Annotated in this window: 26 protein-coding genes; 12 read left to right on the top strand and 14 right to left on the bottom strand. The window is 64.0% G+C overall.

Annotated features, from left to right (window positions below):
• Window positions 1-140 precede the first annotated feature (140 nt).
• The 5 genes from BJG93_RS18680 to BJG93_RS18660 all read left to right on the top strand — a co-directional run bounded on the left by BJG93_RS18680 (window position 141) and on the right by BJG93_RS18660 (window position 2,671).
• Window positions 141-833: a TetR/AcrR family transcriptional regulator gene (locus BJG93_RS18680; protein WP_027195790.1), complete on the top strand. Its 693-nt coding sequence runs from the start codon at window positions 141-143 to the stop codon at window positions 831-833.
• A 170-nt stretch (window positions 834-1,003) separates the two neighbouring features.
• Window positions 1,004-1,399, top strand: coding sequence for a tlde1 domain-containing protein (locus tag BJG93_RS18675; protein WP_231337559.1), 396 nt, complete (start codon window positions 1,004-1,006; stop codon window positions 1,397-1,399).
• A 2-nt stretch (window positions 1,400-1,401) separates the two neighbouring features.
• Window positions 1,402-1,779, top strand: a complete 378-nt coding sequence (locus BJG93_RS18670) for a hypothetical protein (RefSeq protein ID WP_034478196.1) — start codon at window positions 1,402-1,404, stop codon at window positions 1,777-1,779.
• A 95-nt stretch (window positions 1,780-1,874) separates the two neighbouring features.
• Entirely contained in the window at window positions 1,875-2,264 is a 390-nt protein-coding gene (locus BJG93_RS18665) for a hypothetical protein (RefSeq protein ID WP_027195788.1), read from the top strand.
• On the top strand, window positions 2,261-2,671 hold the full coding sequence (locus tag BJG93_RS18660; RefSeq protein WP_231337558.1) for a hypothetical protein: 411 nt from the start codon (window positions 2,261-2,263) through the stop codon (window positions 2,669-2,671). Before BJG93_RS18665 ends, BJG93_RS18660 begins: the two co-directional genes overlap by 4 nt.
• A 266-nt stretch (window positions 2,672-2,937) precedes the next feature.
• On the opposite strand, the gene pcaC is transcribed toward BJG93_RS18660, so the two are convergent.
• The 5 genes from pcaC to BJG93_RS18635 form a co-directional block, all read right to left on the bottom strand.
• Window positions 2,938-3,336 carry a 4-carboxymuconolactone decarboxylase gene (gene pcaC, locus BJG93_RS18655; RefSeq protein ID WP_027195786.1) on the bottom strand — a complete coding sequence of 133 codons (399 nt, stop codon included), beginning with the start codon at window positions 3,334-3,336 and terminating at the stop codon, window positions 2,938-2,940.
• Window positions 3,333-4,124 carry a 3-oxoadipate enol-lactonase gene (pcaD, locus tag BJG93_RS18650; protein WP_027195785.1) on the bottom strand — a complete coding sequence of 264 codons (792 nt, stop codon included), beginning with the start codon at window positions 4,122-4,124 and terminating at the stop codon, window positions 3,333-3,335. Before pcaD ends, pcaC begins: the two co-directional genes overlap by 4 nt.
• Before the next feature lie 5 nt (window positions 4,125-4,129).
• Window positions 4,130-5,509: a 3-carboxy-cis,cis-muconate cycloisomerase gene (locus tag BJG93_RS18645; RefSeq protein WP_027195784.1), complete on the bottom strand. Its 1,380-nt coding sequence runs from the start codon at window positions 5,507-5,509 to the stop codon at window positions 4,130-4,132.
• A 283-nt stretch (window positions 5,510-5,792) separates the two neighbouring features.
• Window positions 5,793-6,452: a 3-oxoacid CoA-transferase subunit B gene (locus BJG93_RS18640; RefSeq protein ID WP_027195783.1), complete on the bottom strand. Its 660-nt coding sequence runs from the start codon at window positions 6,450-6,452 to the stop codon at window positions 5,793-5,795.
• A gap of 13 nt (window positions 6,453-6,465) precedes the next feature.
• On the bottom strand, window positions 6,466-7,173 hold the full coding sequence (locus BJG93_RS18635) for a 3-oxoacid CoA-transferase subunit A (protein ID WP_018423571.1): 708 nt from the start codon (window positions 7,171-7,173) through the stop codon (window positions 6,466-6,468).
• 408 nt (window positions 7,174-7,581) lie between these two features.
• Here BJG93_RS18635 and BJG93_RS18630 point away from each other — a divergent pair, with 408 nt between their 5' ends.
• The 3 genes from BJG93_RS18630 to BJG93_RS18620 all read left to right on the top strand — a co-directional run bounded on the left by BJG93_RS18630 (window position 7,582) and on the right by BJG93_RS18620 (window position 10,682).
• Entirely contained in the window at window positions 7,582-8,511 is a 930-nt protein-coding gene (locus BJG93_RS18630; protein ID WP_027195782.1) for a LysR family transcriptional regulator, read from the top strand.
• A 136-nt stretch (window positions 8,512-8,647) separates the two neighbouring features.
• A complete protein-coding gene (folE, locus tag BJG93_RS18625; RefSeq protein ID WP_027195781.1) occupies window positions 8,648-9,289 on the top strand; it encodes a GTP cyclohydrolase I FolE in 642 nt (213 codons plus the stop codon).
• A gap of 283 nt (window positions 9,290-9,572) precedes the next feature.
• Window positions 9,573-10,682, top strand: coding sequence for a VTT domain-containing protein (locus tag BJG93_RS18620; RefSeq protein ID WP_027195780.1), 1,110 nt, complete (start codon window positions 9,573-9,575; stop codon window positions 10,680-10,682).
• A 105-nt stretch (window positions 10,683-10,787) separates the two neighbouring features.
• On the opposite strand, the gene BJG93_RS18615 is transcribed toward BJG93_RS18620, so the two are convergent.
• On the bottom strand, window positions 10,788-11,633 hold the full coding sequence (locus tag BJG93_RS18615) for a CHAD domain-containing protein (RefSeq protein ID WP_027195779.1): 846 nt from the start codon (window positions 11,631-11,633) through the stop codon (window positions 10,788-10,790).
• A gap of 225 nt (window positions 11,634-11,858) precedes the next feature.
• Here BJG93_RS18615 and BJG93_RS18610 point away from each other — a divergent pair, with 225 nt between their 5' ends.
• Together BJG93_RS18610 and BJG93_RS18605 are read left to right on the top strand one after the other, a co-directional pair.
• Window positions 11,859-12,452 (top strand): short chain dehydrogenase, encoded by a 594-nt coding sequence (locus BJG93_RS18610; RefSeq protein WP_027195778.1) that lies wholly within the window; start codon window positions 11,859-11,861, stop codon window positions 12,450-12,452.
• 238 nt (window positions 12,453-12,690) lie between these two features.
• Entirely contained in the window at window positions 12,691-14,274 is a 1,584-nt protein-coding gene (locus BJG93_RS18605) for an inorganic phosphate transporter (protein WP_027195777.1), read from the top strand.
• Window positions 14,275-14,372: 98 nt separating this feature from the next.
• Here the strand turns inward: BJG93_RS18605 and ppk2 are convergent, their stop codons facing one another.
• Both ppk2 and BJG93_RS18595 read right to left on the bottom strand, forming a co-directional pair.
• On the bottom strand, window positions 14,373-15,299 hold the full coding sequence (ppk2, locus tag BJG93_RS18600) for a polyphosphate kinase 2 (protein ID WP_027195776.1): 927 nt from the start codon (window positions 15,297-15,299) through the stop codon (window positions 14,373-14,375).
• A gap of 169 nt (window positions 15,300-15,468) precedes the next feature.
• The gene (locus tag BJG93_RS18595) at window positions 15,469-15,867 is read right to left on the bottom strand and encodes a VOC family protein (protein WP_027195775.1); all 399 of its coding nucleotides are present in this window, start codon (window positions 15,865-15,867) and stop codon (window positions 15,469-15,471) included.
• A 169-nt stretch (window positions 15,868-16,036) separates the two neighbouring features.
• Here BJG93_RS18595 and BJG93_RS18590 point away from each other — a divergent pair, with 169 nt between their 5' ends.
• On the top strand, window positions 16,037-17,086 hold the full coding sequence (locus tag BJG93_RS18590; RefSeq protein WP_027195774.1) for a S1C family serine protease: 1,050 nt from the start codon (window positions 16,037-16,039) through the stop codon (window positions 17,084-17,086).
• 49 nt (window positions 17,087-17,135) lie between these two features.
• Here BJG93_RS18590 and ggt read toward each other — a convergent pair whose 3' ends face one another.
• The 6 genes from ggt to BJG93_RS18560 all read right to left on the bottom strand — a co-directional run bounded on the left by ggt (window position 17,136) and on the right by BJG93_RS18560 (window position 23,807).
• Window positions 17,136-18,881, bottom strand: a complete 1,746-nt coding sequence (ggt, locus tag BJG93_RS18585) for a gamma-glutamyltransferase (protein ID WP_027195773.1) — start codon at window positions 18,879-18,881, stop codon at window positions 17,136-17,138.
• 38 nt (window positions 18,882-18,919) lie between these two features.
• A complete protein-coding gene (locus BJG93_RS18580) occupies window positions 18,920-20,323 on the bottom strand; it encodes an MFS transporter (RefSeq protein WP_027195772.1) in 1,404 nt (467 codons plus the stop codon).
• A gap of 118 nt (window positions 20,324-20,441) precedes the next feature.
• Window positions 20,442-21,206 (bottom strand): phosphocholine cytidylyltransferase family protein, encoded by a 765-nt coding sequence (locus BJG93_RS18575; protein WP_027195771.1) that lies wholly within the window; start codon window positions 21,204-21,206, stop codon window positions 20,442-20,444.
• Between the two features lie 29 nt (window positions 21,207-21,235).
• The gene (locus BJG93_RS18570; RefSeq protein ID WP_027195770.1) at window positions 21,236-22,300 is read right to left on the bottom strand and encodes a lysylphosphatidylglycerol synthase domain-containing protein; all 1,065 of its coding nucleotides are present in this window, start codon (window positions 22,298-22,300) and stop codon (window positions 21,236-21,238) included.
• Window positions 22,297-23,112 carry a HalD/BesD family halogenase gene (locus BJG93_RS18565; protein WP_027195769.1) on the bottom strand — a complete coding sequence of 272 codons (816 nt, stop codon included), beginning with the start codon at window positions 23,110-23,112 and terminating at the stop codon, window positions 22,297-22,299. The genes BJG93_RS18570 and BJG93_RS18565 overlap by 4 nt, the downstream gene beginning before the upstream one ends.
• Window positions 23,109-23,807 (bottom strand): CDP-alcohol phosphatidyltransferase family protein, encoded by a 699-nt coding sequence (locus BJG93_RS18560; protein WP_027195768.1) that lies wholly within the window; start codon window positions 23,805-23,807, stop codon window positions 23,109-23,111. Before BJG93_RS18560 ends, BJG93_RS18565 begins: the two co-directional genes overlap by 4 nt.
• A 239-nt stretch (window positions 23,808-24,046) precedes the next feature.
• Here BJG93_RS18560 and BJG93_RS18555 point away from each other — a divergent pair, with 239 nt between their 5' ends.
• A complete protein-coding gene (locus BJG93_RS18555; RefSeq protein WP_027195767.1) occupies window positions 24,047-24,478 on the top strand; it encodes a hypothetical protein in 432 nt (143 codons plus the stop codon).

The following is a 24,478-nucleotide window of genomic DNA, read 5'->3' as shown; positions in this document are numbered from 1 at the left end:
CACTCTCGCGTGGGCCGCCCATTTTCATGTTGCGGCCACTCACCGTTCATGTAGTATCTTCTACACCAAACTTGAATGAAATCTACTCGATCAAAATCGACTATGCAACGTGTTTTCCGTCGTGCGGGGTCCAGACCTTCATGAGTCGCATCGCTGCCCGCAAGCCGGGCGCCATCGGTATCCGTGCGAAACAGGCGCAGGACACCCGCGCCAAGATCCTGAAGGCTGCCATCAAGGTGTTCGCGAAGCAGGGATATGCGAGCGGCCGCATCGAAAGTATTTCGAAGGCCGCGCGTTCGCACGACCGGATGATCTACTACTACTTCGGCAGCAAGGAGCAGTTGTTCATCGAAGTGCTGGAAACGATCTACACGCAGTTCAACGAAGCGGAAAGCAAACTCGATCTCGATCTGCGCGATCCGGTGCACGGCCTCGAACAGATGGTCGAGTTCGTTTGGCAGTACTACCTCGATCACCCGGAGTTCGTGACGCTGCTGTCGAGCGAAAACCTGCACCAGGGCAAGCATGCGAAAAAATCGCTGAAGCTCAGGGAGATTTCGGGTTTCGCGATTTCGGTCGTGCAGAAGCTATTGGACGCGGGTCGCGCGCAGAACGTGTTTCGCGCCGATATCGCGGCGCGCGACGTGTATCTGATGATCGCGTCGCTCGGCTATTTCTATAACGCCAATCAGTACACGCTCGGCGCGTTTCTCGGCGAACCGCTGATGGACAAGGCCGCGCTCGCGCATTGGCGCGAGGTGATCAGGGAGACGGTGTTGCGGGCGGTGTGCGTGCAGATGCCGGCGAGCGTCGTAGCGACGACTACCGCGTAAAAATATCGGCGCCTGGCCAACCTGGGCCATTTTTTCGCCGTATGCCCCATACGCTTGAGTTCAGTACGCGGCTTCGCTGACGCTCCCTCCGCTGGCCCGATACAGGGACGTGAATGAACCACCGCGCTTATCCCGAAAATTGCACGCAGCCAGATGATCTGATGTAATCGTTGGTTCGTACAACCAATGAAGAAAAGAAAATGGTGTGGATTTACAAACAGACCAGCGGCGAGATGTATCACAACGGCGTTCTCATGGAAAAAAAGGGATATTCGGGCAAACGTGAAGGAAAGAATAAGCGCCGCATGCAATATGTGCGCGACAAAGGTCCCATTCCCATTGGCCGGTACGAAATTACCGCACCGTTTGACCATACGCACACAGGAAAATATTCACTGCGGCTTAACCCCGTTTGCGGAACGTGCCTGGGCGGGCGTGACGGCTTCATGATCCACGGCGATAGCCTCAGTGACCCGGGCAACGCGTCAAACGGCTGCATCGTTATCGACAAGCGAATACGCAAAAAGATGTGGGACAGTGGTGACAGATGGCTGGAGGTGGAGTAACCATGAGACGCGCTTTTGCCATCATGCTGCTGTCTCTTCCCGCGTTATGCCTGGCGAAGTCACCGCCATGCGACAGATACCCCACCAACGTCGCCGAGGTCGCACTGACAAACGAGCGCCTCACTGACCCGGCGAAGATCGACCATTCGAAAACCCGTGCCGTTCAACTGGCATCCGAGAAGATCGGCAAGGACGAGGACGGCGAGCAACTGTGGCGCCAGGTCTATCACATTACGTTTTACGAAAAAGGCGGAAAAGAGTTCAAGGTTATTACCGTGGGTGAAGCCGCCTGGTCGGAATGCTCAATGAGTGCTGTTGAGGTTTTTGTCGTCTCGCGACATTCGCCACCAGTTCACAGACTGTTCAAGGACATAGAGTAACTGTTCACGCGCGCGCTATTCCAGCATCGCCGGTCAGCGCGCGAGACTGACCATGAAACGTGGAACCCATCGCTATGAACAATAAAGGTGGTGCCATGAAACGCACTCTTGCAGCCATTCTCATAGCGCTTTCCGCGCTATGCATGGCGCAACCTAAACCAGAACCCCAATGCGACAGGTGGCCGACCAACATAGCCGAGGGGAGACTAAAAAAAGCTGGCATGCTTGGCAATATCGACTATACGAAAACCCAAGCCATGCAACTGGCGTCCGAGAAAATAGGAAAAGAAGAGGATGGCGAACAGTTGTGGCGTGAGGTCTATCACATCACCTTTCACGAAACAAACGGAAACAAGGTCAAGGTGATTGCCGTGAACGACGCTGGGGAATTTGAATGCTCGATGAGTGCCGTAGAAGTCTTTGTCGTTTCGAAGCATTTGCTGTCAAGAGTCGAGAACGACAGAATGTTCAAGCAGATAGAGTGACGTCCTTTAAATCGATGAAACACGCTCTTGCAGTCCTGCTGCTATCCCTTCGCGCATTATGCCTGGCGGAACCCGGACCATACCCGCCATGCGGCGACCGGTTCCCGGCCTGTGTGGCCCAGATGGCGCTAAGAAAAACTGACATCCTCTCGCTGGATTTCGACGCGACGAAAACAAGGGCGGTGCGACTCGCGTCCGAGAAGATCGGTAAATACGAGGATGGTGAACCAATGTGGCGCGGGATCTATCAGATTGCCTTCGAGGAACGAAACGGAAATAAGATCAAGCTAGTTGATGTGTATGAGATAGGCGAACTGGAGTGTACGATTAGTGACGAACAGTTTCTTATCGTTTCGAAACAGTTGCAGCGTGGCGGCGGGGACACTCGGTACAGGCAGATCGAGTGAACCGCGCCGCTTCCGGCGCGCGGCGATGAAGAAAACGGACACGGGCGGCGGCAAGTCGGTGGGCGCACACCTGGATGCGCGCCTGCTGCGTGTCATGCGCCAGCCGTTCAAATTCCCGCTGCCGGACGGCGCGCGGGCGCAGTTCGAACTGCGGTTCGTCGCGCTGGAGGATGAGCGCGACACCATGCGCATCGGCGGTCTCAGCGCGGCAGAAATGTCCGTCGCGCTTTTGCTGAATGAAGCGGGAAAACTACAGTACTCAATCTTTACGACTTCGCCGCCACAGCCGCATCGTCCTCGCGGAACAGCTTGTCGGCCAGGTGGAACGCGGAATTAGCCGCCGGCACCCCGCAGTAAATCGCGGTCTGCAGCAGCACTTCCTTGATCTGCTCGCGCGTCACGCCGTTGTTTTTGGCGGCGCGCAAGTGCAGCGCGAGTTCTTCGTTGCGATTGAGCGCCACCATCATCGCGATCGTCAGCAGGCTGCGCGTATGACGCGGCAGACCTTCACGCGTCCAGATCTCGCCCCACGCATAACGCGTGATCAGGTTCTGGAACTCGTCGGTCAGCTCCGTGCGATTCGCGAGCGAACGATCGACGTGCGCGTTGCCCAGCACCGCGCGACGCACCCCCATACCGGCTTCGTAACGATCTTCGTCGTTCATTTTGGCTCCGTCAGGAAGTCGAGCACGGTCTTCGTGAACTCGCCGAGCTTTTCGATGTTGGAAATATGCGAGGCGTCGAGTTCGACGTAGCGCGCGCCCGGAATCGCCTGGGCGAGTTCGCGGCCTTGCGCAGGCGTGGCGGCCAGATCGTGCGTGCCGCTGATCACCAGCGTCGGCAGCTTGATGCCCGGCGCTTCGGGGCGCAGATCGGCCGCGTTGATCGCGTCGCAGTTCGATGCGTAGCCTTCCTTGTCGGTGTGCACGAACACGTCGCGGATCATCGCCAGCACGACCGGCTCGCGTTCGATGAAGTCTGCGGTGAACCAGCGCGGCAGCACCGCGTCGGCGAGTGCGAACATGCCTTCGTGGCGCGCCTTCGCGGCACGCGGCACCCACACTTCCGGCGAGCCGATGCGTGCGGCGGTGTTGCTCAGCACGACGCGCTCGAAGCGGTCGCCGTGGCGCGCCGCGAGCGCGATACCGGTCAGCCCGCCCATCGAGATGCCGCAAAAATTCGCGCGCGAGATCTTCAACGTATCCATCAGGCCGAGCACGTCGCCGCTCAGCTGATCGATCGTGTAAGGACCCTTCGGCGCTTCCGAATGACCGTGGCCGCGCGTGTCGTAGCGCAGCACGCGGAAGCGCTTCGAGAGCGCCGCGACTTGCGGCGTCCACATGGACATATCGGTGCCAAGCGAATTCGACAGCACGAGCCACGGCGCGTGGCCGTGGCGGTCGCCGTCGATACGATAGTGAAGCTCGGTGCCGTTGACTGCGGCGTAGGGCATGCCGGTTACTCCTTGGAATGGGCGCGCTGCGCGCGCGTGGTGTGAAGCGCCAGCGCGGCGTCGACATACGCGTGCGCCTGGCCGACGTATTGAGCCGGGTCGAGCAGTTGCTTCAGGCGCTCGAGCGGAAGATGTTCGGTGACGGCCGCGTCGGCGGCGAGCACGTCGTACAGCGTCTTGCCGTCGCGGATCGCGGCCTTCGACGCGCGCTCGACCAGATGATGCGCGTCGAGCCGGCCGATGCTGTCGCCGAGCGCGAGCATCACCGCTTCGCCGAGGATCAGGCCGTGGGTGACGTCGAGATTCGCCGCGAGACGCGCCTCGTTGACGTTCAGACCCGCGGCGATCTGTTGGATGTTCGCGAGCGCGCCGCCCGCGAGGCGCGCGAGATCCGGCAGAGCGTCCCATTCGGCCTGCCAGCCGCCGAGCGCGCGCTCGTGCTCCTGCACCATGCCGGCGAACACCGTCGCGACGAGACCGGGCGCGCGCGTCGCGGCCGTCAGAACCGCCGCGCAGCCGACCGGGTTGCGCTTGTGCGGCATCGTCGAGGAACCGCCCTTGCCGGCCGCGGCCGGTTCGGCGAGCTCGTCGATTTCGGTTTGCATCTGCAGCGAGACATCGCGCGCGATCTTGCCGAGCGTGCCGATCAGCATGCCGAACAGCGACGCCGTTTCGGCAATGCGATCGCGCTGCGTATGCCACGGCAAGGTCGGCACCGCGAGGCCGAGTTCCTTGGCAAGCGACTGCGTGACCCGCGGCGCCGCCTCGCGAAGACTCGCGAGCGTGCCGGCCGCGCCGCCGAATTGCAGCACCAGCACGCGCGCGCGCAACGCATCGAGCCGCTCGCGATGACGCAACAGCGCGTCGAGCCATTGCGCGAACTTCAGACCGAGCGTGATGGGCAGCGCCTGTTGCAGCCACGTGCGGCCGATCATCGGCGTCGCGCGATGGGTGGCCGCGAGTTTCGCGATCGCGTCGCAGGTGGCTTGCAGGCCGCTGTTGAGCAGCTCGAACGTGTCGCGCAGTTGCAGCACTGTCGCGGTGTCGATGATGTCCTGGCTGGTCGCGCCCCAATGCACGTATTTGGCCGCTTCAGCATTGGCGGCCTTGACGCGTGCCGTCAGTTGCTTGACGAGCGGAATCGCGAGGTTGCCGCCGAGCGCGGCGTCGCGTGCGAGCGTGTCGGCGTCGAGCTGATCGGCCTGGCAGGCCGCTTCGATCGCGGGGACGGCGGTTTCAGGAATGACATGGTGCGCGGCCGACGCGCGCGCGAGTGCGGCTTCGACGTCGAGCATCCGCTGCAGCGTGGCACGCGGCGCCCAGATGTCGTTCATCGGCTGCGTGCCGCAAAGAAGGCCAGTCAGACGGGCGCTGGAGTCGAGCATGGTGACGTCGATGTTCGAGGCAATCGGAAGTGAAGAAGCGGCGCGGCGCGCGGCGGCTCCAAGCAGGCAACGCGGCGGCGCGGTGCCGTGCTTGCGCCTGGTTTGTGCCTGGTTCGCGCGTCTTCTGCGCCGCGGTAGGTGCTCCGTATTGTGCGCCAAAGGCGGCCAGAGCGTTGCTGAAGTCGCCCGGTCAGCGCTGGCCCGTTCGTGCAATGCCGCCTTCAGCCGGGACGCCATCGGCGCGGCCACCACGCGGACCGCCGCCGCGACGCCTAGCCAACCGTCAGGCCGCGCGCGCGGCCTGGGTGCCGTCGGTCATCGGCACACCGGTCAGCTTCAGCAGTTCGTCGAAGCCGATGTCCGAGAAGATCTCTCGCACGACGAGGCCTTCCTTCGTGACGTCGATCATCGCGAGGTCGGTATAGATACGGTTCACGCAACCGATACCGGTGACCGGATATGAGCACTCGGCGGTGATCTTGCTTTCGCCCTGCTTGGTCAGGTGCTCCATCATCACGTAAACCTGCTTCGCGCCGATCGCGAGGTCCATCGCGCCGCCGACCGCCGGAATCGCGTCGGGCGCGCCGGTGTGCCAGTTCGCGAGGTCGCCCTTCGCCGACACCTGGAACGCGCCCAGCACGCAGAAGTCCAGATGGCCGCCGCGCATCATCGCGAACGAGTCCGCGTGATGGAAGTAAGCGCCGCCCGTCAGCAGCGTGACGTGCTGCTTGCCGGCGTTGATCAGTTCGTCGTCTTCCTGGCCTTTCGCCGGTGCCGGGCCCATGCCGAGCAGACCGTTTTCGCTGTGCAGGAAGATTTCCTTGTCGGCGGCGAGGTGGTTCGCCACCAGCGTCGGCACGCCGATGCCTAGGTTCACGTAAGCGCCTTCAGGGATGTCCTGGGCAACGCGCCTGGCCATTTCATCGCGGGTCAGTTTCTTCATGTCGGTCTCCGGGTCAGGCAGCAGCGTCGTGAGGATTGGGCGTCGGCGCATGCGCCGCTTGCGGCACCGCGATCACGCGTTGCACGAAAATGCCGGGCGTGACGATCTCTTCCGGATCGAGGCCGCCGAGCGGCACCACTTCCGACACCTGCACGATCGCGGTCTTCGCGGCGCTCGCCATGATCGGCCCGAAGTTACGCGCGGTCTTGCGATAGATCAGGTTGCCCCAGCGGTCGCCCTTGTACGCCTTGATCAGCGCGAAGTCAGCATGCAGCGGCGCTTCGAGCACGTAGTGACGGCCGTCGATCAGGCGCGTTTCCTTGCCTTCGGCGAGCTTGGTGCCGTACGCGGTCGGCGTGAAAAAGCCGCCGATGCCCGCGCCCGCCGCGCGGATGCGCTCGGCGAGGTTGCCTTGCGGCACGAGCTCGAGTTCGATTTCGCCGGCGCGATAGAGCGCGTCGAACACGTATGAGTCGGTCTGGCGCGGGAACGAGCAGATGATCTTGCGCACGCGCTTGGCTTTCAGCAGCGCCGCGAGGCCGATGTCGCCGTTACCTGCGTTGTTGTTGACGATGGTCAGCTCCCGCGCGCCCTGCTCGATCAGCGCGTCGATCAGCTCGGACGGCATGCCGGCCGTGCCGAAGCCGCCGATCATGACGGTCGCGCCGTCGTGGACATCGGCGACCGCCGATTGAAGTGTCTCGAAAATCTTGTTGATCATGTCGAATTTCCTTTGGGGGCGCCGCGTGCCACCGGGCTGACAGCTGTAACCGGCAAGGCTCGCGCCGAAACAGTCTGCGCGCATGCTGGCGACGGCTCGCGAATGGAAAGCGGGCTGACGCCTTCGATCGGTTCACCGCCAAATTGTTCGTTGCGTGAACAGTGATTCGTTTAGCGAACGATTCGTCGATTATGGTTGTCCGGTACGCGGGTTGTCAAGGCAGGGAAACCCCCTTCATCATAGGTCGCCGCGTGCGCAGCGGCGAAGGTCTGAGTCGCGCTCGCGCTGCGCGAAACAGACGGCCCAGCATCATCCCACTATGCTGACGGGCGATTTTCCAACTAGACTCTATAGCGATACGGCATAGGCACCGCGTTGCCCCGCCTGCCCTCGCGAGCCATAACAAGCATGTCCGACACACACCTGGATCTGAACCTGATCCCCTATCTGGTCGCAATGGAAGACACCCGCAACGTGAGCCGCGCCGCCGAGCAGCTCGGCGTGAGCCAGCCGCGCGTGAGCACCGCGCTTGGCCGCCTGCGCGAATACTTCGACGATCCGCTGTTCGTGCGCACATCGAAAGGCATGGAGCCGACACCGCGCGCGCTCGCGATCCTGCCCGCCGCCCGCGACGCGCTGCTGCGCATCGAGAAAGGCATGCTCGACGTGCAGGATTTCGATCCGTCGACGAGCACGCACACCTTCTCGATCGCGTTGTCCGACGTCGGCGAGATCGTGTTTCTGCCGCGACTGTTGCAGCTGTTCGCCGAGCGCGCACCGTGCGCGAATCTGCGCTCGGTCACGCTGTCGCCGTCGCAGGTGGAACGCGGGCTCGAATCGGGCGATGTCGATCTCGCCGTCGGTTATTTTCCCGACCTGGCGGGCAACAACTTCTTTCAGCAGCGGCTCTTCACGCATCGCTTCATCTGCCTGATGCGCAGCGGACATCCGCTGTCGAACGGGCCGCTCACGCTCGAGCATTACGTGGCGTCCGGGCATGCGGTCGTGCGCGCCGAGGGACGCAGCCAGGAAGTGCTCGAGCAGTACCTCGCGAAGAAGCGTATCAAGCGCCGCGCGGTGCTTGAAACACCGCATTTCATGAGCCTGCCCTTCATCCTCGCGCGCACCGATCTGCTCGCGACCGTGCCGCACGCGATCGGCTTCGCGTATGTGTCGGAGCATGCGTCGATCATGCTCGTCGAGCCGCCGCTGCCATTACCGCGCTTCGACCTGCGACAGCACTGGCATCGCAAGTTTCATAACGATCCGCGCGGCAGCTGGCTGCGCGGCGTGGTCGCCGAGCTGTTCAACGACGCGCTGGACGAATGGCCGAAGTAGTCGTGTGCAGCACGCCCGCGGCCACCCCGGCGACGAAAGGGCATTGGCACGTTCGGGCGCAAAAGATGGAACAATGACCGTAGTTACTGACCCCGCGCGCCGCGCAGCGTCGACGCGCGATCCAGGAGGACGTCGCATGACCAGCAGCAAGACAAATAAGACCGACCCGGTAGCGGCCGCCGTCGAACGCCCGAGCCGCGAAGAAGCCGAGGCAGCCGTGCGCGTGCTGCTGCGCTGGGCCGGCGACGATCCGCAGCGCGAAGGCCTGATCGACACGCCGGCACGCGTGACCCGCGCTTACGAGGAGTTCTTCGCCGGCTATCAGGTCGATCCGCGCGAAATCCTCGCGCGTACCTTCTCCGAAGTGGACGGCTACGACGAAATGATCGTGCTGAAGGACATCCGCTTCGAAAGCTATTGCGAGCACCATATGGTGCCGATCATCGGACGCGCGCACGTCGCGTATCTGCCGAATCATCGCGTGGTCGGCATTTCGAAGCTCGCGCGCCTCGTCGATGCATTCGCGAAACGGCTGCAGATCCAGGAAAAGATGACGGTGCAGATCGCCGATACGCTGAACGACGTGCTGCAGCCGGCGGGTGTCGGCGTCATTCTCGAAGCCGCGCATCAGTGCATGTCGACGCGTGGCGTGCATAAGGCGGGTGTCACGATGGTCACCTCGCGCATGCTCGGCACGTTCCGTACCGATCCGTCGACGCGGCGCGAGTTTCTGTCGATCGTCGGGAATCCGGGCGTGGTGACGGTGCCCAACAGCTGACGCAGGGCACATAGGCGGGGGCTGTTTATGGCTCCCTGACGATGCTGCCCCCGCCCTTGCGAATCCAGCGGGCACCCCCGTGCGCAATTTCCTTCGAGCTCGCCCGCAACGTTGCCGTGGGCACGCGGGGTTGGCAGTTAGTTGCGTATTACTGATCAGGCGAGTGCACAGCACCAAATCCGCGGTGCGGCTGGAACAGGCTTTGCGATTCGCTGCGGGCGCACGCCCATGCAAGCCTTTTGCGCGCACATGCCGGCCCAACAGCAGCACAGGAGCGCCTCAATTGGTCGAGTTTCCGTTGTCGGCGATTTCAACCTGGGGCAGCGCGATCGTGTTCGTGAACGTCCTGCTGACACGACTCGGCGTCCCGATCCCAGCCGTGCCGATGCTGCTGTTCGCGGGCTCGGCGATCGCCGCGGGCACCCTGTCGTTCTGGCCGATCTTCGGCGCGGCAGTGCTGGGCGCATTGATCGGCGACGGCAGCTGGTTCGCGGCCGGCCGGCTGTATGGCCGCAAGCTGCTCGCGTGGCTCGGCCGCCTGTCGCCCGCGGTCGATACAAGGCTCGAAACGGCGCGCTCGCTGTTCGAACGTTATGGCGTGCCGCTCGTGTCGATTTCGAAGTTCGTGCCGGGGCTCGGCCTGATCACACCACCGCTGATGGGCACGACTGCCGTCGACATCCGCATCTACGCGCTGTGGGATCTCGCGAGCGTGATCGCGTGGGCAGCGTTCTGGCTGCTCGGCGGGGCGGCGGTGGAGCGCGAGCTGCACATGCTGCGCGCGTTCGTCGGGCAACGCGGCGGCACGCTCGCCGACATTCTTCTTGCGGTGGCGCTCGTCTATCTGCTGTACCGGCTGTCCATGCGATATCACGAACGGCGCCGGCTCGCGCGAGCCGCGTCGGCCTCGGCCACGCCGACGCTGACCGAGCCGACGCACGCGTCACCGGCGAGCGCCGCGTCGCGAACGCCGTGGCGCTGGCGGCGCTCCGGTCGCCCGAGCCGCATGACGCCGTCACGAGTGCTCGATGCGCGGCCCGGCGCGCCGCTGCTCGATCTGCAACGCCAGATTCCCGACGCGCTCGCGCTCGATCCGCACTCGCCCGAGCAGATCGACGGCGCGCTGCGCACGCATGACATGGTCATCTATTGCATTTGTCCGGACAGCGCGACGGCGCTCGAGGTCTCTCAACATATGCGGCGCAACGGCTACACGCGGATTCGCGCGCTGCGCGGCGGGCTCGATGCGTGGCAGCGCCGCGGTTTCCCGGTGGGTCTGCTGGCTCACGCGGAGAATTCGTCTGCCGATCAGCCGCGTCCAGCGTGGCGGGGCGAAACCTCAGCGGCGGTGACGTTGCGCGGTTTCGCGCCGCGCCTCGCGGAACGCGCCTGAGTCGCACCGGGTCGCGACAATCCGAGCCGAGAAAGCGCGCACCTGAACATGGGCGCTAAAGCGCCGCGCCCGTACGACACGCTAGCGAGGATCGAACGCGCGCGATCAGCCGAGTAGCTGCGACGCCGCGCGCAAGCGGCGTTTGCGTTTCCTGTCGAGCCAATCCAACGCGGCCTCGATGTGGTCCGCGTCGGCAAGCGACGCGGCATTGTCGCGCAACAGCGCTTCGCTGGCGACGGCATCGTTGAGCATGCCGAAGCGCTTCTGAATTTTTTTCAACCGCTTGAGCGTGCGCTTATGGCCGCCTTGAAGCACCGGCCCGAAAAACTCGAACAGATAGCGCAGTTTCTTGCCCGCTTTTCTGACATCGTGAAAGGCCGCGTAATTCGAGCGTTTCGCACGGCTTGCGCGTTTGATACGCTTTTTCAACGAGCGCTCCGATGCCCCGATGCGTTGAGCGGCAAATTTGCGCAGCGCAATACCGGGTTCGTGCGCGGCGTGCAGTTCCGCGGAAGTCGTGGCCAACGCATCGCGCAGCAGATGTTTGACGTCGGCATTCACTAACGTCGCCCGGCTGGTCGCCAGTGTGTCGCGGCGCGCCTGTTCGAGCTTGGGCATCAACGCTTGCGCGTCGCTGTCGTCTTGTCCGAGCAAGTCGATCAGGATGTCCCAATCGCGCGTTTTCCCCGCCGCGGTGGCGAGAAACTTGTAGACCGCGCGTTGGCGGGTGTTTTCGCCCTTGTCGACCAACGGCGCGAACGCCCACCACAGCGACCGCAAGCGCCGCAGCGACACGCGCAGTTTGTGCAGCGCTTCGGGGGATGCGTCGTCGCGCACGCCTTTGGCGAGTGCGGTCGCCCGATCGACCAGCGGCGCGGCGTACGACCTGAAGGCCTGCTGCGCCGGTGCTTCGCTTACCGACTGGTTGACTGTGTCGCTCTCTTGCTTCATCGACGTTCCCACGAAATGTGACCTGGTTCCAGCGAAGCAAACATGATGCCCAAGGAGTTTCGCCGCGCATCCCAGCCCGCTTCCGGTCACGCGTTGGCGCGTCGCGTCCGCAACGTCTATCCTCAACCGGTGGGGCCGCGCATTGCGTGATGCGGTGAATGCTGCGAATTGACGATGCAATGGGCAGCGCGGCACGTGCCGCAACAACAGACCGTAGGAGGATGTATGCGAATACTCGTGGTCGGTGCGACGGGCCTGCTCGGCTCGCACATCGTGAGGCTGCTCGCCACCGAGCATGACGTGGTCGGAGCGAGCCGCAAGGGCTCGCAACTGCACGTCGACCTGTCGGACAAACGCAGCATCGAAGCGATGTATGCGCAAGCCGGCAGCTTCGACGCGATCGTCTGCGCGGCGGGCTCGGCGAAGTTCGCGCCGCTCGCGGCGCTTCGCGACGAAGATTTTTCCTTTAGTCTTGCCAACAAACTGATGGGCCAGGTCAATCTGGTGCGCTGCGGCACCGGCCATGTGTCGCAAGGCGGCTCGTTCACGCTGACGAGCGGCGTGCTCGCGCAACAGCCGATGGAAGGCAGCGCCGCGGTCAGCATCGTCAATGCGGGAGTCGAAGCGTTCGTGCGCTCGGCCGCGCTCGAGTTGCGCGGCAAGGCACGCGTCAATGTGGTCAGCCCGGGATGGGTCGCCGAAACGCTCGAATCGATGGGCCGCGATCCGTCGCAAGGGGTACCTGCCGAGATCGTCGCGCAAGCCTATAAACGCACCCTCGGCGGCAGCGCAAGCGGCGAAGTGATCAGCGCATCCTGAACGCAGCCGCCGCGCGTTCGCCGCCTCGTTTTAGTCATCATTAGCCCGGTCCGCTTCGGACTTCTTCCTGTTCGGTTCCGCCCGCTCGCGTCGTATCTGTCGACGCGAGCGGCGCAGCATAGGCCGCACAGCGCCTGTCTTTTCGCGCCCCAAAAGCCGTCACGCGCTTGTCATCATTGCGACACATGGCGGAAGCAGCATCGAAAACTCTGCGACCGACTTTTTTGGGGCTCATGACATGCCGGAACTTTCGTATCCGCAACCAGGCACCACCAGCAAAGGGCGTAATGCGGGCCTGTTCATTTTCGTCGCCCTGCTCATCGCCGGCGTCGTGTACTGCGGCGTGCATCTGATCGACGATCTGCAGCCGGTACGTGAAAGCTCGGTGCTGCCCTATCTGTTGCTCGGTGTCGCACTGCTGATCGCGCTCGGTTTCGAGTTCGTCAACGGCTTTCACGATACGGCCAACGCGGTGGCCACGGTTATCTATACCCACTCGCTGACGCCGAATATCGCTGTCGTCTGGTCCGGCGCGTGGAATTTTCTCGGCGTGCTGACGTCGAGTGGGGCCGTCGCCTTCGGGGTGCTGCAACTGCTGCCCGTCGAGCTGATCCTGCAGGTTGGCAGCAGCGCCGGCTTCGCGATGGTGTTCGCGCTGCTGATCGCCGCGATCATCTGGAATCTCGGCACGTGGTCTTTCGGCCTGCCGTCTTCGAGTTCGCACACGCTGATCGGCTCGATCATCGGCGTCGGTCTGATGAATCAGATCATGCATGGTACGAACGGCACCAGCGGCGTCGACTGGAATCAGGCGCTCGGCGTCGGCAAGTCGCTGCTGTTTTCGCCGATCGTGGGCTTTCTGCTCGCGGGCTTGCTGCTGCTGATCCTGAAGGCCCTCGTGCGCGTGCCCGCGCTGTACGCCGAGCCGAAGGGCACGGAGCCGCCACCGTTCTGGATTCGCTGCCTGCTGATTCTGACTTGCACGGGCGTGTCGTTCGCGCATGGCTCGAACGACGGCCAGAAAGGCATGGGCCTGATCATGCTGATCCTGATCGGTACGGTGCCCACTGCCTACGCGCTGAACAAGGCGGTCACGGCGGAGCAATCCCAGAACTTCGTCGCGGTCGCGCATCAAACCGTGGCGACGCTGTCGCGTTACACCCAGGGCGCGGCGCCCTCCGCGGATCCGCGCGCCGACGTCGAGGCATTCGTGCGCACCCGCCAGCTGACGCCCGCTACGCTGCCGGCGCTGCAGCAACTGGCCGGGCAGATCGGTCGCCAGGTCGGCGAATCAGGCTCGATGGCCGCGGTGCCGCAAGGCATCGTCGATAACGTGCGCAACAACATGTATGTCGCGTCCGAGGCGATCCGTCTGATGCAGAAGGCCAATCAGCCGCAGTTCTCGCCCGACGACGCGAAGGTCATCGCCAACTTCCGAACGCAACTCGATCACGCGACCAAGTTCATTCCGCCGTGGGTCAAGGTGGCGGTCGCGATCGCGCTGGGTCTCGGCACGATGGTCGGCTGGAAGCGCATCGTCGTTACGGTAGGCGAGAAGATCGGCAAGCAGCATCTGACCTACGGCCAGGGCGCGGCGGCGGAAGTCGTCGCGATGGTCACGATCGGTGCCGCCGATGTCTATGGTCTGCCGGTGTCGACGACCCACGTGCTTTCTTCCGGCGTGGCCGGCACGATGGCGGCCAACGGCTCGGGTCTGCAATGGGCCACGGTGCGCAGCCTGATCCTCGCATGGGTGCTGACGCTGCCCGCCTCGATCGCGCTCGCCGGCGGGCTGTACTGGGTATTCCGTTCGGTGTTCTGAGTTCGCCGATCTGGCGGAGCGAAGCATGAAAAAAGCGCGGTGCGTTCATCGACGTACCGCGCTTATTCGTTGACCAGCTATTTGATACGCTCCGCTCTTTAATAGACCTCGGGCACGATCATCGCCTGAGGCACCGGCTGGCGGCTATAGTCCTCGTGATAGACACGCGGCGGCAATTCGACAAGCGGATGCTCGATCTCGTGATACGGCACCTGGCTCAGCAGATGGTGAATGCAGTTCAGACGCGCGCGTTTCTTGTCGACGGCCTGCACGACCCACCAAGGCGCCTCGGGAATATGCGAGCGCTGCAGCATCACTTCCTTTGCCAGCGTATAGGCTTCCCAACGGCGCCGGCTTTCCAGATCCATCGGACTCAGCTTCCACTGTTTGAGCGGATCGTGAATGCGATTCTGAAAGCGGATCTCCTGCTCTTCGTCGGTGATCGAAAACCAGTACTTGAGGATTTGCACGCCGCTGCGCGCCAGCATCTTTTCGAATTCCGGCACCGAGCGGAAAAACTCTTCGTACTCGTCGTCGGTGCAGAAGTTCATCACGCGCTCGACACCCGCGCGGTTGTACCAGCTGCGATCGAACAGCACCATCTCGCCGCCTGCCGGCAGATGCGATACATAGCGCTGGAAATACCATTGCGTGCGCTCGCGATTGTTCGGTGCAGGCAACGCGGCCACGCGGCACACGCGCGGATTCAGGCGCTGCGTGATGCGCTTGATCGCGCCGCCCTTGCCGGCCGCGTCGCGCCCCTCGAAGATCACGACGAGCCGGTGCCCGGTCGCGACGATCCAGTCCTGCAGCTTGACCAGCTCTCCCTGCAGCCGGAACAGTTCGCGGAAGTATTGCTTGCGGGCGTCGCGATACTCGGGCGTAAAGCCGGTCGGACCGTCGATGATGCGGTCATCGACTTCCATTTCGAGCTCTTCGTCATAGGCGTCGATGAGGTCTTCCTCGAAACGGCGTTGCCGCTCCGCCATCAGTTCGGTATCGGTTCTCGGGTCCGGCTCTTTCATTGCGGCTCTCCTCGCAACTGGAATGGGATGGCGCGCGGCGGCTCGCGCGACGCGGTGGCGTTCGATTATCAAAGCGCGAGGTGTCAGCCGTGTTACCGCGTGCGTGCGGGCGGGCGCTGCGCATGCGTGGCAACACTCATGATAGCGAGTTTTATCCGGACGTCCGTCGCTAGTGCAGCGGCCGTGCGAAGCTCAGTTCGTGGCCGTCCGGATCAGTGATGTGAAAATAGCGCTCGCCCCACGGCCCATCCGACGGTGCGAACGACGGCGCGAGACCCGCCGCGCGCGCCTTGTCGTAGATCGCATCGACGTCCGAGACGTAAATGATCACGCGTCCCCACCAGTTGACCGGCGCGCGTGCATCGGCGATGAGGTTCAGATACGAGCCACCGAACGCGAACGAGGTGAAGGCCTCGCGTGGACCTCCATACTTCAGCGGGAAGCCGAGGGCTTCGTAGAACGCGACGGCGCGCTGCATGTCGCGGGTCGCGAGCGTGATCGCGCTGAGGGACTCGATGCGGGGATCCGGCTGCGGGGGTTGCGTCGCTGAAGGTGTAGAGGCGGACATGAAGAGGGTCTCCGTGGCGCGAGCGAGCGACGGCTCGCGTGAGAAAGTGTCTCACACGCGGCCGCCACCGGTTTGGCGCCGGCGGCCGGCACGCCCCGACGCCGCCGGATAGCCTTGAAAACCCGCGCAGCGCCCCGCATCTCGCAGCCCGTCTATCCGGAGCATCGTTATGGGAAGCCGCCCACGCTTCATCGATGACCTGTCGAGCGCCGCATCCGACGCCCCCGGGCCCCAATCCACCGACCTTTTGACTCACGACGACGACGCGCTGCTCGACGCCTATTCCCGCACGGTGATCGGCGCGCTGGAGCGCGTGCAGCAGGCGGTCGCGTTCATTGCCGTCGAACGCCGGCTGCCCGGCGAAGCGTCCGCGCATGGGCGCGGCGCGCGCGGCGGCACCGGCTCGGGCTTCCTGTTCACGCCCGACGGCTACCTGCTGACCAATAGCCACGTCGTACATGGCGCAACGCACATCCAGGTGACGCTGGCCGACGGCGCGAAGTTCGACGCCGATCTGGTCGGCGACGATCCCGGCAGCGATCTCGCGGTGCTGCGTATCGGTTCGCCGGAGCCGCTGCCGCACGTCGAACTCGGCGAATCGTCGAAGCTGCGCGTCGGGCAGATCGCCATTGCGGTCGGCAATCCGCTCGGGCTGCAGCAGACCGTGACGACCGGCGTCGTTTCGGCGCTCGGCCGTTCACTGCGCTCGAACTCCGGCCGCATGATCTACGACGTGATCCAGACCGACGCGGCGCTGAATCCGGGCAATTCCGGTGGACCGCTGATTAATTCGGCGGGTCAGGTGATCGGCGTGAATACCGCGATCATTCCTGGCGCACAGGCCATCTGTTTCGCGACCGCGATCGATACCGCGAAGTGGGTCATCATGCAGATCTTCGCGCACGGCCGCGTGCGACGCGCCTATATTGGCGTGGCCGGCACGACCACGCCGGTGTCGCGGCGCGTGCAGCGCTACTTCGGGCTCAGCGCGCAAAGCGGCGTGCACGTGATGGAGATCGTCAAAGGCAGTCCGGCCGCGCTCGGCGGCTTGCGCACCGACGACACGATCGTCGCGATCGACGCGCAGCCGGTGCAGGATGTGGATGGTCTGCAACGCACGCTCGACGCTTCACGTATCGACAAGCCGGTCAGCGTGTCGGTGTTGCGCGGCGCGCAGCGGATGGAGTTGACACTGACGCCGGTCGAGCAGGCGGGGTGATCGGGGACTTCGCGTTGGGCAGCCATGCGTGGATGCCCAGCATGAAAGCCTACCGAACCACCCGCGTCGTCCCTCGCCCACGCGGGTCGGCCGCCGCCTCCGGCTGGTCCCCGTCGACCTTGATGACCTGAACATTGCCGGTGAAATCCTGTTCTTCCAGCTTGTAGCCCTTCGCCTCGAGCTGCTGCGCGAGCTCGCCCTCGATCGGCTTGTACGGTTCCGAATAGATCGTGTTCGGCGGCAATAGCTGGTGATGGAAACGCATCGCGGCGAGCGCATCCGACAGCGGCATGTCGTAGTCGTAGATATCGGTTATCACCTGGAAAATCGACGTGAAGATGCGCGACCCGCCCGGCGTGCCGATCACGAGGGCGACCCTGCCGTCTTTCGTCAAAATGGTGGGCGCCATCGACGACAATGGGCGTTTCTTCGGCTCGATCGCGTTCGCGTCGCTGCCCACCACGCCGAACATATTTGCGGCGCCCGGCTTCGCGGAGAAGTCGTCCATCTCGTCGTTCAGCGCGATGCCGGCCCCATCCACCACGACGCCCGAGCCGAACGCGCCGTTCAGCGTGTACGTATTCGACACCGCGTTGCCCCATTTGTCGACCACCGAAAAATGCGTGGTCTGCGCCTTCTCCGGCATCGAGGTTCCGAGTCCCGGTTGAATGCTCTGTGTGTCCGACGGCACATTCGGATTGATTTCGGCCGCGCGCTTCGCCAGGTACGGGTCGTCGATCAGTCGTGCGACCGGCACCTTGTAGAAATCCGGGTCGCCGAGATACTGCGCGCGGTCCGCGAACACGCGCTTTTCGAGTTCCGCGATCAGATGCACGTATTGCGCGGAATTGAGCGGCACGTCCTTGAAGTCGGGCGCGAGATCGGCCTTCATCTTCAGCAGTTGCACGAGCCCCACGCCACCCGAACTCGGCGGCGGCGCGGTGATCACGCGATAGCCCTTCCAGTTCCCCTGCACCGGCTCGCGCCACACGGCCTTGTACTGCGCGAGATCGGCCTTCGTCATCAGGCCGTGGCCGCGCATCGAAGCGGTAATCAGATCCGCGGTCTTGCCCGTGTAGAAATCTTTCGCGCCCTGATCGGAAATGCGCTGCAATACCGCGGCAAGGTCAGGCTGTTTGAAGGTGGCGCCCTGCCTCAGATTGCCGAAGTAGGTGTCGAAATTGGTCTTGCCCGCGAAGTCCTTGGCTGCATCGTCGCGCAGCTTCTGCAGTTGCGGGGCGACCACGAAGCCGTCGCGCGCATAGTGAATGGCGGGCGCGAGCACCTGCTGCCACTTCAGCTTGCCGAAGCGGCGCTGCGCTTGCCACATGCCGTCGACGGTACCGGGCACGGCCACCGCGCGATAGCCGATCAGGCTCATGTCCTTGATGATCTCGCCCTTGTCGTCGAGATACATGTTCTTCGTCGCGGCGAGCGGCGCGCGCTCGCGATAGTCGAGGAAATACGGCTTGCCGTCGACATACAGCGTCATGAACCCGCCGCCGCCGAGGTTGCCCGCGTCCGGGAACGTGACCGCAAGCGTGAAGGCGATCGCGGTGGCCGCATCGACCGCGTTGCCGCCCTCGTTGAAGATCTGCTCGGCGGCATCGGCGCTGTATGAGTCGGGCACCGCGATCGCCGAACCGGCAAGCACGGCCGGTTGCGTCTTCGCGGGCGCTTTCCCGACGGCAGGCGCCGGCTCGAGAAAAGCGCTCGAAACGCAGACCAGTGCGATCAGCGCGAAACCGCTGATCGAAGCGCTGGTTGAAGCTTTGACGTGGCGGAACAACTTCATGTCCTCCTGATCGACGACGACTGCGTTCGTATCATCGCTTACGCTCTCCCGCGGCTGCCGCGCGCAATCTCATCACCCGCGTCTCGCGGCAGGCGCCGCGTAATCGGAATCGACAGGCACGAGAACAGACCGACGACGAGAAACGCCGGCCAGAAATCGGAGAACACGATGGTCGGATGACCTTGCGCCTGATGCGAAATCTGCAGCACGATACCCGCGATCGTCACGCCGAGGCCGAGCGACATCTGCTGGATGACGCTCGCGACACTGGTCGCGCGGCCGACGTCGCTGCCCGGAATATCCGCATAGGCAAGCGTATTGAGCGACGTGAATTGCAGAGACGGAAAGAAGCCGCCCACCAGCACGATGCACCAGATCACCCAATGCGGCGTGCCGGGAAAGAACAGGCCGTACACGGCGATCGCGAGACCCGCGCACGCGGCGTTGACCATCAGCACGGTGCGAAAGCCGAAGCGTTCGAGAATGCGCGACGCCATCGTCTTCATGAAGATCGAGCCGAACGCGGACGCGCACGTGATCGCGCCGGCTCTGAACGCGGTCATGCCGAGACCCTCCTGCAACGCGAGCGGCAACAGGAACGGCACGGCGCCAAGACCGATACGAAACAGCGAACCGCCGATCACGCTCGCATGAAAACTCGGGATCCGGAGCAGCCGCAGGTCGAGCACCGGCAGCGCGACGCGGCTCGCGTACAGCACATAAACCACCAGCAGCGCGATGCCGATCACGCACATGCCGACCGACTGTCGCGTCGACACGAGTTCGCCGCCGACCAGCGAGAGCCCGAGCATGAATAGCGAAGCCCCGCTCGCCGACAGCACGAAGCCGAGCCAGTCGAGCCGGCCTGGATGCGGCTCGCGCGTATTGGCGATGTACTTGTTGGTCAGCCAGATGCCGAACAGGCCGATCGGCACGTTGATCACGAAGATCAAACGCCAGTGCAGATAGGTCGTGATAAAGCCGCCGAGCGGCGGTCCGACCACCGGACCGAGCAACGCCGGCACCGTCAGGTAGTTCATCGCGCGAATGAACTCCGACTTCGGCAGCGAACGGAAGATGATGATGCGGCCCACCGGCACCATCAGCGCGCCGCCGATGCCCTGCACGAAGCGCGCGAGCACGAAGGTAGCGAGCGACGTGGAGACCGCGCACATCAGTGAGCCCGCCATGAAGATGCCGATGGCTGTGCGGAACACGGTTCGCGAACCGAAGCGGTCGGCGACCCAGCCGCAGATCGGGATGAACACGCCAAGGCCGATCACATACGCGGTGACCGCAAGCTTCAGCGTGATCGGATCGTGACCGAGGTCGCGTGCCAGAACCGGCAGTGACGTCACGATGACCGTGCCGTCGACGTTTTCCATGAACATCGCGCACGCGACGATCAGCGGAACGATGAAAGCGCCTAAAGCGAGCAGCATTGTCATGGCGACGGGCGGCCAGCCATCAATGGAAAGCGTCGATTATGGCATCGCGGCGACAACACATGTTGTCACGCGAGACGATTTTGCCGCGCCTCGTCCGCGCGGCACCGGCGCCTTAGCGCGAAGCGCTGACGAGCGGCTGCAACTGCGGCAGGATTTCGTTGGCCGCGCGTGCGACGTCGTTCGGGAAGTCGATCTCGATCCACGGTGCGCCGCTCACGTCGGCCGTGTCGAACAGTTGGCTGCGCTCGAGCAGCAGGTCGCGCACCGCTTCTTCGTGCGGCATGTTCGCGCGGCCGCTGTCGATATAGCCTGCGACGATCTGCGTGAAGCGCCGCGCGGTTTCCTCGCGGAAACGGAAGAAGCCGACCGACTCGCCGATCGTGTCGTACTCCAGATTGACCGCGAGCTGCTTGCGCAACTCGACCGGCACGCCGTCCTTCAGGCACAGTTTGACGGGCTCGTCGCCCGCTTCGAAATCGCGGTCGATCAGCAGACGGTTGACCGACTCGCCCGCCACCAGCGCATTCAGAATGCGCTCGTCGTACAGCACGTCGGCGTCCATCAGCAGCACGTCTCCACCGCGCGTCAGTGCATCGGCAACGGTATGCACGGTCAGCACGCTGCCCAGATCGAAGCGCGGATTGAGCACGGTCTCGACCTTGTGCGGCCAGTCGATGCGCGCCAGTTCCGCCTGCACGGATTCCGGCTGAAAACCCAGCGCCAAAACGACGTCGGTCACGCCGGCGGTTTCGAGCATCTGCAGATGCCGTTCAAGCAGGCTCATGCCGTCGAACTGCAACAGGCATTTCGGAAACTGGGCTTGCGGCGGTTGCTGGAGACGCAGGCCGAGGCCCGCTGCGAGAATGATGGCGCGCATGCGCTGTCCTTTGGAAAAAAATACGGAGGTCAATCGGCAACCGGCACACGCCGCACGGCGCGCCGACGTTGCCAGCTTCGTTCGCTGAGGTGCAATACGAGCAGGCCCGGCAGGCCCAGCACCAGTTCACGCGCACGCTTGGCGAGCGACAACGCCAGCGCCGCGTCGGGCGGCAAACCGACCAGCGGCGCGAGCAGCAGATAGCCGCCCTCCTGCACGCCGAGCGAGCCCGGAATCATGAAGGCCGCGCCGCGAATCGCCTGACCGATGCTCTCCAGCAGCAGCGCATCGATCCAGCCGACCGGGTGGCCTAAAAAACGCAACGCGAGCCAAACCTCGGCCGTGCCGACGGCCCAACCGACGAGGCTCAGCGCAAAGCTCGCCGCCACGCTGCCGCGCCCGCGGTACAGCGACTGCACGGCGGCGTCGACCGCTTCGGCGCGCGTCATCAGCGACGCCCAGTCGCGCTTGCCGAACAGCTTCGACACCACGCCGAGCAGCCGGCCGAACAGGCCGCGCCGCTGTGCGAAGTAAAACGCGGCGATCAGCGAGCCGAGCACGCAGGTCGCGATCAGCGTGGCGCTTCGCACGTCATGCAGCGCGCCGTGCGCCGCGTACGCGCCGAACATCACGAGGCCGCCGAGCGCGAACACGATTTGCGCGAGCGCCTGCCAGGTCGTGCTGACGGTGATCGCGGCGGCCGCGTCGCGCAGCAGCATGCCGCGCTGCGACAGTTGACGCACCATCACCACCGGGCCGCCGATCTGCCCGGCGGGCAGCAGGCTATTCACCGATTCGCCGACCCAGCGCGCGAACAGCGCATCGCGCAGCGAGGGTTCGGCTCGTGCAGTGCCCGTCGCGCCGCGCGTTGCGCCTTCTTGCGCACCGTCACGCGATGGGGCGCCGCGCTTGAACAGCACCGCGATCGCGCCCGCATCGAGCACCAGCGGCACCACGTGGAATGCGGCGACGACCGCGAGCCCCCAGCCGGCTGCGAGCAGGGTCGACGCCACCGAGCCGAAGCCCTGCCAGGCGAGCAGGCCGACGAACAGCGCCGAGCCGATCGACAGCAGAAGCAGGGCCGCGCGACTCATGCTGCGTCCTTGCCGCGCGAGGCGATCTGACGGAACACCTGGCGGAAACCGAAGTACGCGATCGCGTCCTTCATGTTGGACACGAAGCGGCGCCACGGCCGCATAGTGGGATCGGTGACGTATTCGAACGTCAGCGACACCCGCATCTCGTTCGGGCCGGCCGGCGTGATGCGATGACGCAGCTTGTCGCCGTCGAAAAACACGAGGCCGCCCGGCGGAATCTGCACCGAACCCGGCTCGTCCGGCACGTCCGGATTGCGCGTATGCAGCTCATAGTCGAGCCGGCACGATGACTCGTCGATCACGCCAAGCAGCAGCGTGTAGCGGCGTCCCTCGTAATACGAAGTATCGTAGTGCCAGCCGATATGGTCGCCGGCGCGCGTGTAGTAGTAGAGCGCGTACGCGTGCGGATCGTCGGCGGGCGACACCTGCAGCTGATCGCCGCTCAGCTGCGCGAGCCAGCCGATCAGCTCCTTCGAGCGATACAGCTCGGCGATGAACGGCGCGAGCCGGTCGATCGTATGACGGCTCACACTGCCGCCCTGCTTGTGACCCGGCAGATAGTTGCGGTTCACCTCGTCGAGCAGTGACCGCGCGCTATGAACCAGCTGCGCGGTGACTTCCGGCGCGAGGAAATCTTCCAGATACAGAAACGCGTCCTGCGCGGCGAAGTCTTTTCGCAGACGCGCGTTGTCGAAGGTGCGGGTACGGCTCGCGATCGCACGGTCGGCGTCGGGCGCGGGGATGAGCGCCGCCACGGGCGTGCCTGAGGAAACGGGCGCGATCACGTCGTCTTCGGCGTGCAGGTTCATTCGCTGGCCCACTGTCGACTGGTTTCGGAAGCGTTGGCGGCCTTGGCCGCCACGCGAGCGGTACGGCGCGCGACGCGCCGGTAGTCGATCACCACCCATGCCGCGAACAGCGGCGCGCCGATCGCCGCGACCACCACGAACGGCGCGACGACATCCGTCAGCGTGACGATCGGCAGCAGGTACAGCACGTCCTCGGTTTCGAAGCCGCCCACCGACGCCTGCTTCGTGCCGGCCTTGCCGGCCATTTCCTCGATCCGCATGCGCAAAAAGAAGATCAGGGCAATGGCGACACCCGCCACCGCGCCGAGCACGCCAGGCGCGAGCTTCAAAGCGCTGATCTGTGTGCCGCCGGCACCGATGCCCATGCCGACGAACAGCATCACGGTGACGAGCGCGTCGCAGGCAAGGTCGTAGAAATGACCGATGCGGCTCGACTTGCCACCGACCCGCGCGAGTTCGCCGTCCGTGTGGTCGACGAAATTCGACAGCACGATCAGTAGTGCGCCCGCGTTGGCCCACGCGAATCCCCCGCGCGCAACGCATAACGCGCCGGCGATACCGATCAGCAGGCGCAGCGTGGTCAAATGGTTCGGGGTGACCCAGGTGTCGACTAGCGGTGTCACGAGCCGGCGGGCGAGCCGGGCATCCCACGTACGTGGCGGCGGAACGTTTATTGGAGGTCGTCGCGAAGTCATAAGTCGGAAATATATACGGGATTCTGAAAGCTTGCTGTCATCCCGAACGCTTTTTTGTGAAGTCGTAGATGCCGTTGCGTGTCCGTCGCAAAGCGGAATTCGCCGAATCGCTGTAAAGTGCGAATCCAGTTTTGCCAGTCGCTCGGAATCCTTCGATGTGCAGCACCGTTCGTGCCTCCGCGGGGATGGCGCGGTGGTTGCTGGTCCACCACATCGATTGGTGACGCCCGCCTACGCTCATGAACCGTCTTCTTGCCCCTGTGCTGTTTGCCGCAGCCGCCGCACTGCCGCTTTCTTCGTTCGCCGTGGAGCTCGACGCGCCACTGGTATGCAACGAGAGCGGCCACCAGTTCATTGCTGATCTGATGCAGCAGCAGCTGATCAACCCGAAGCCGACGCACGTCGAAAGCAACTCGATCAACGCGTTCTCGCCCATGCCCGATGCGCATCTGACCGCTTTCGGCTTCCGGGTATTCGCGGTGGTGGGCTTCGAAAAGGACGACCCGATGTTCCGGGTCGGCGACGGCGAGCCGGTCGCGCAGTCCGCGTATGGCGCCGTCGTGTTCGGCAGCGACGACAAGGTAAAAAGCGCGCTCGAGAACGCCGGCAGCACGGCGATCGTGCATCACGTCGCGCCGCTCATCACCGCCATTTTTTGCAAGCGCAGCTAG

Origin of the sequence: Paraburkholderia sprentiae WSM5005 (genome assembly GCF_001865575.2) — a bacterium.
In the GTDB taxonomy this organism is placed as follows: Bacteria; Pseudomonadota; Gammaproteobacteria; order Burkholderiales; family Burkholderiaceae; genus Paraburkholderia; species Paraburkholderia sprentiae.
This window is presented reverse-complemented; position numbering and strand designations above follow the sequence as displayed.

Coding starts and splice junctions, on each gene's coding strand:
- ggt (WP_027195773.1), bottom strand. CDS start 18,881: ATGAAGTTGTTCCGCCACGTCAAAGCTTCAACCAGCGCTTCGATCAGC.
- folE (WP_027195781.1), top strand. CDS start 8,648: ATGACCAGCAGCAAGACAAATAAGACCGACCCGGTAGCGGCCGCCGTC.
- BJG93_RS18630 (WP_027195782.1), top strand. CDS start 7,582: ATGTCCGACACACACCTGGATCTGAACCTGATCCCCTATCTGGTCGCA.
- BJG93_RS18610 (WP_027195778.1), top strand. CDS start 11,859: ATGCGAATACTCGTGGTCGGTGCGACGGGCCTGCTCGGCTCGCACATC.
- BJG93_RS18555 (WP_027195767.1), top strand. CDS start 24,047: ATGAACCGTCTTCTTGCCCCTGTGCTGTTTGCCGCAGCCGCCGCACTG.
- BJG93_RS18595 (WP_027195775.1), bottom strand. CDS start 15,867: ATGTCCGCCTCTACACCTTCAGCGACGCAACCCCCGCAGCCGGATCCC.
- pcaD (WP_027195785.1), bottom strand. CDS start 4,124: ATGCCCTACGCCGCAGTCAACGGCACCGAGCTTCACTATCGTATCGAC.
- BJG93_RS18590 (WP_027195774.1), top strand. CDS start 16,037: ATGGGAAGCCGCCCACGCTTCATCGATGACCTGTCGAGCGCCGCATCC.
- BJG93_RS18575 (WP_027195771.1), bottom strand. CDS start 21,206: ATGCGCGCCATCATTCTCGCAGCGGGCCTCGGCCTGCGTCTCCAGCAA.
- BJG93_RS18615 (WP_027195779.1), bottom strand. CDS start 11,633: ATGAAGCAAGAGAGCGACACAGTCAACCAGTCGGTAAGCGAAGCACCG.
- BJG93_RS18605 (WP_027195777.1), top strand. CDS start 12,691: ATGCCGGAACTTTCGTATCCGCAACCAGGCACCACCAGCAAAGGGCGT.
- pcaC (WP_027195786.1), bottom strand. CDS start 3,336: ATGAACGACGAAGATCGTTACGAAGCCGGTATGGGGGTGCGTCGCGCG.
- BJG93_RS18635 (WP_018423571.1), bottom strand. CDS start 7,173: ATGATCAACAAGATTTTCGAGACACTTCAATCGGCGGTCGCCGATGTC.
- BJG93_RS18665 (WP_027195788.1), top strand. CDS start 1,875: ATGAAACGCACTCTTGCAGCCATTCTCATAGCGCTTTCCGCGCTATGC.
- BJG93_RS18560 (WP_027195768.1), bottom strand. CDS start 23,807: ATGACTTCGCGACGACCTCCAATAAACGTTCCGCCGCCACGTACGTGG.
- ppk2 (WP_027195776.1), bottom strand. CDS start 15,299: ATGAAAGAGCCGGACCCGAGAACCGATACCGAACTGATGGCGGAGCGG.
- BJG93_RS18570 (WP_027195770.1), bottom strand. CDS start 22,300: ATGAGTCGCGCGGCCCTGCTTCTGCTGTCGATCGGCTCGGCGCTGTTC.
- BJG93_RS18565 (WP_027195769.1), bottom strand. CDS start 23,112: ATGAACCTGCACGCCGAAGACGACGTGATCGCGCCCGTTTCCTCAGGC.
- BJG93_RS18680 (WP_027195790.1), top strand. CDS start 141: ATGAGTCGCATCGCTGCCCGCAAGCCGGGCGCCATCGGTATCCGTGCG.
- BJG93_RS18645 (WP_027195784.1), bottom strand. CDS start 5,509: ATGCTCGACTCCAGCGCCCGTCTGACTGGCCTTCTTTGCGGCACGCAG.
- BJG93_RS18670 (WP_034478196.1), top strand. CDS start 1,402: ATGAGACGCGCTTTTGCCATCATGCTGCTGTCTCTTCCCGCGTTATGC.
- BJG93_RS18580 (WP_027195772.1), bottom strand. CDS start 20,323: ATGCTGCTCGCTTTAGGCGCTTTCATCGTTCCGCTGATCGTCGCGTGC.
- BJG93_RS18640 (WP_027195783.1), bottom strand. CDS start 6,452: ATGAAGAAACTGACCCGCGATGAAATGGCCAGGCGCGTTGCCCAGGAC.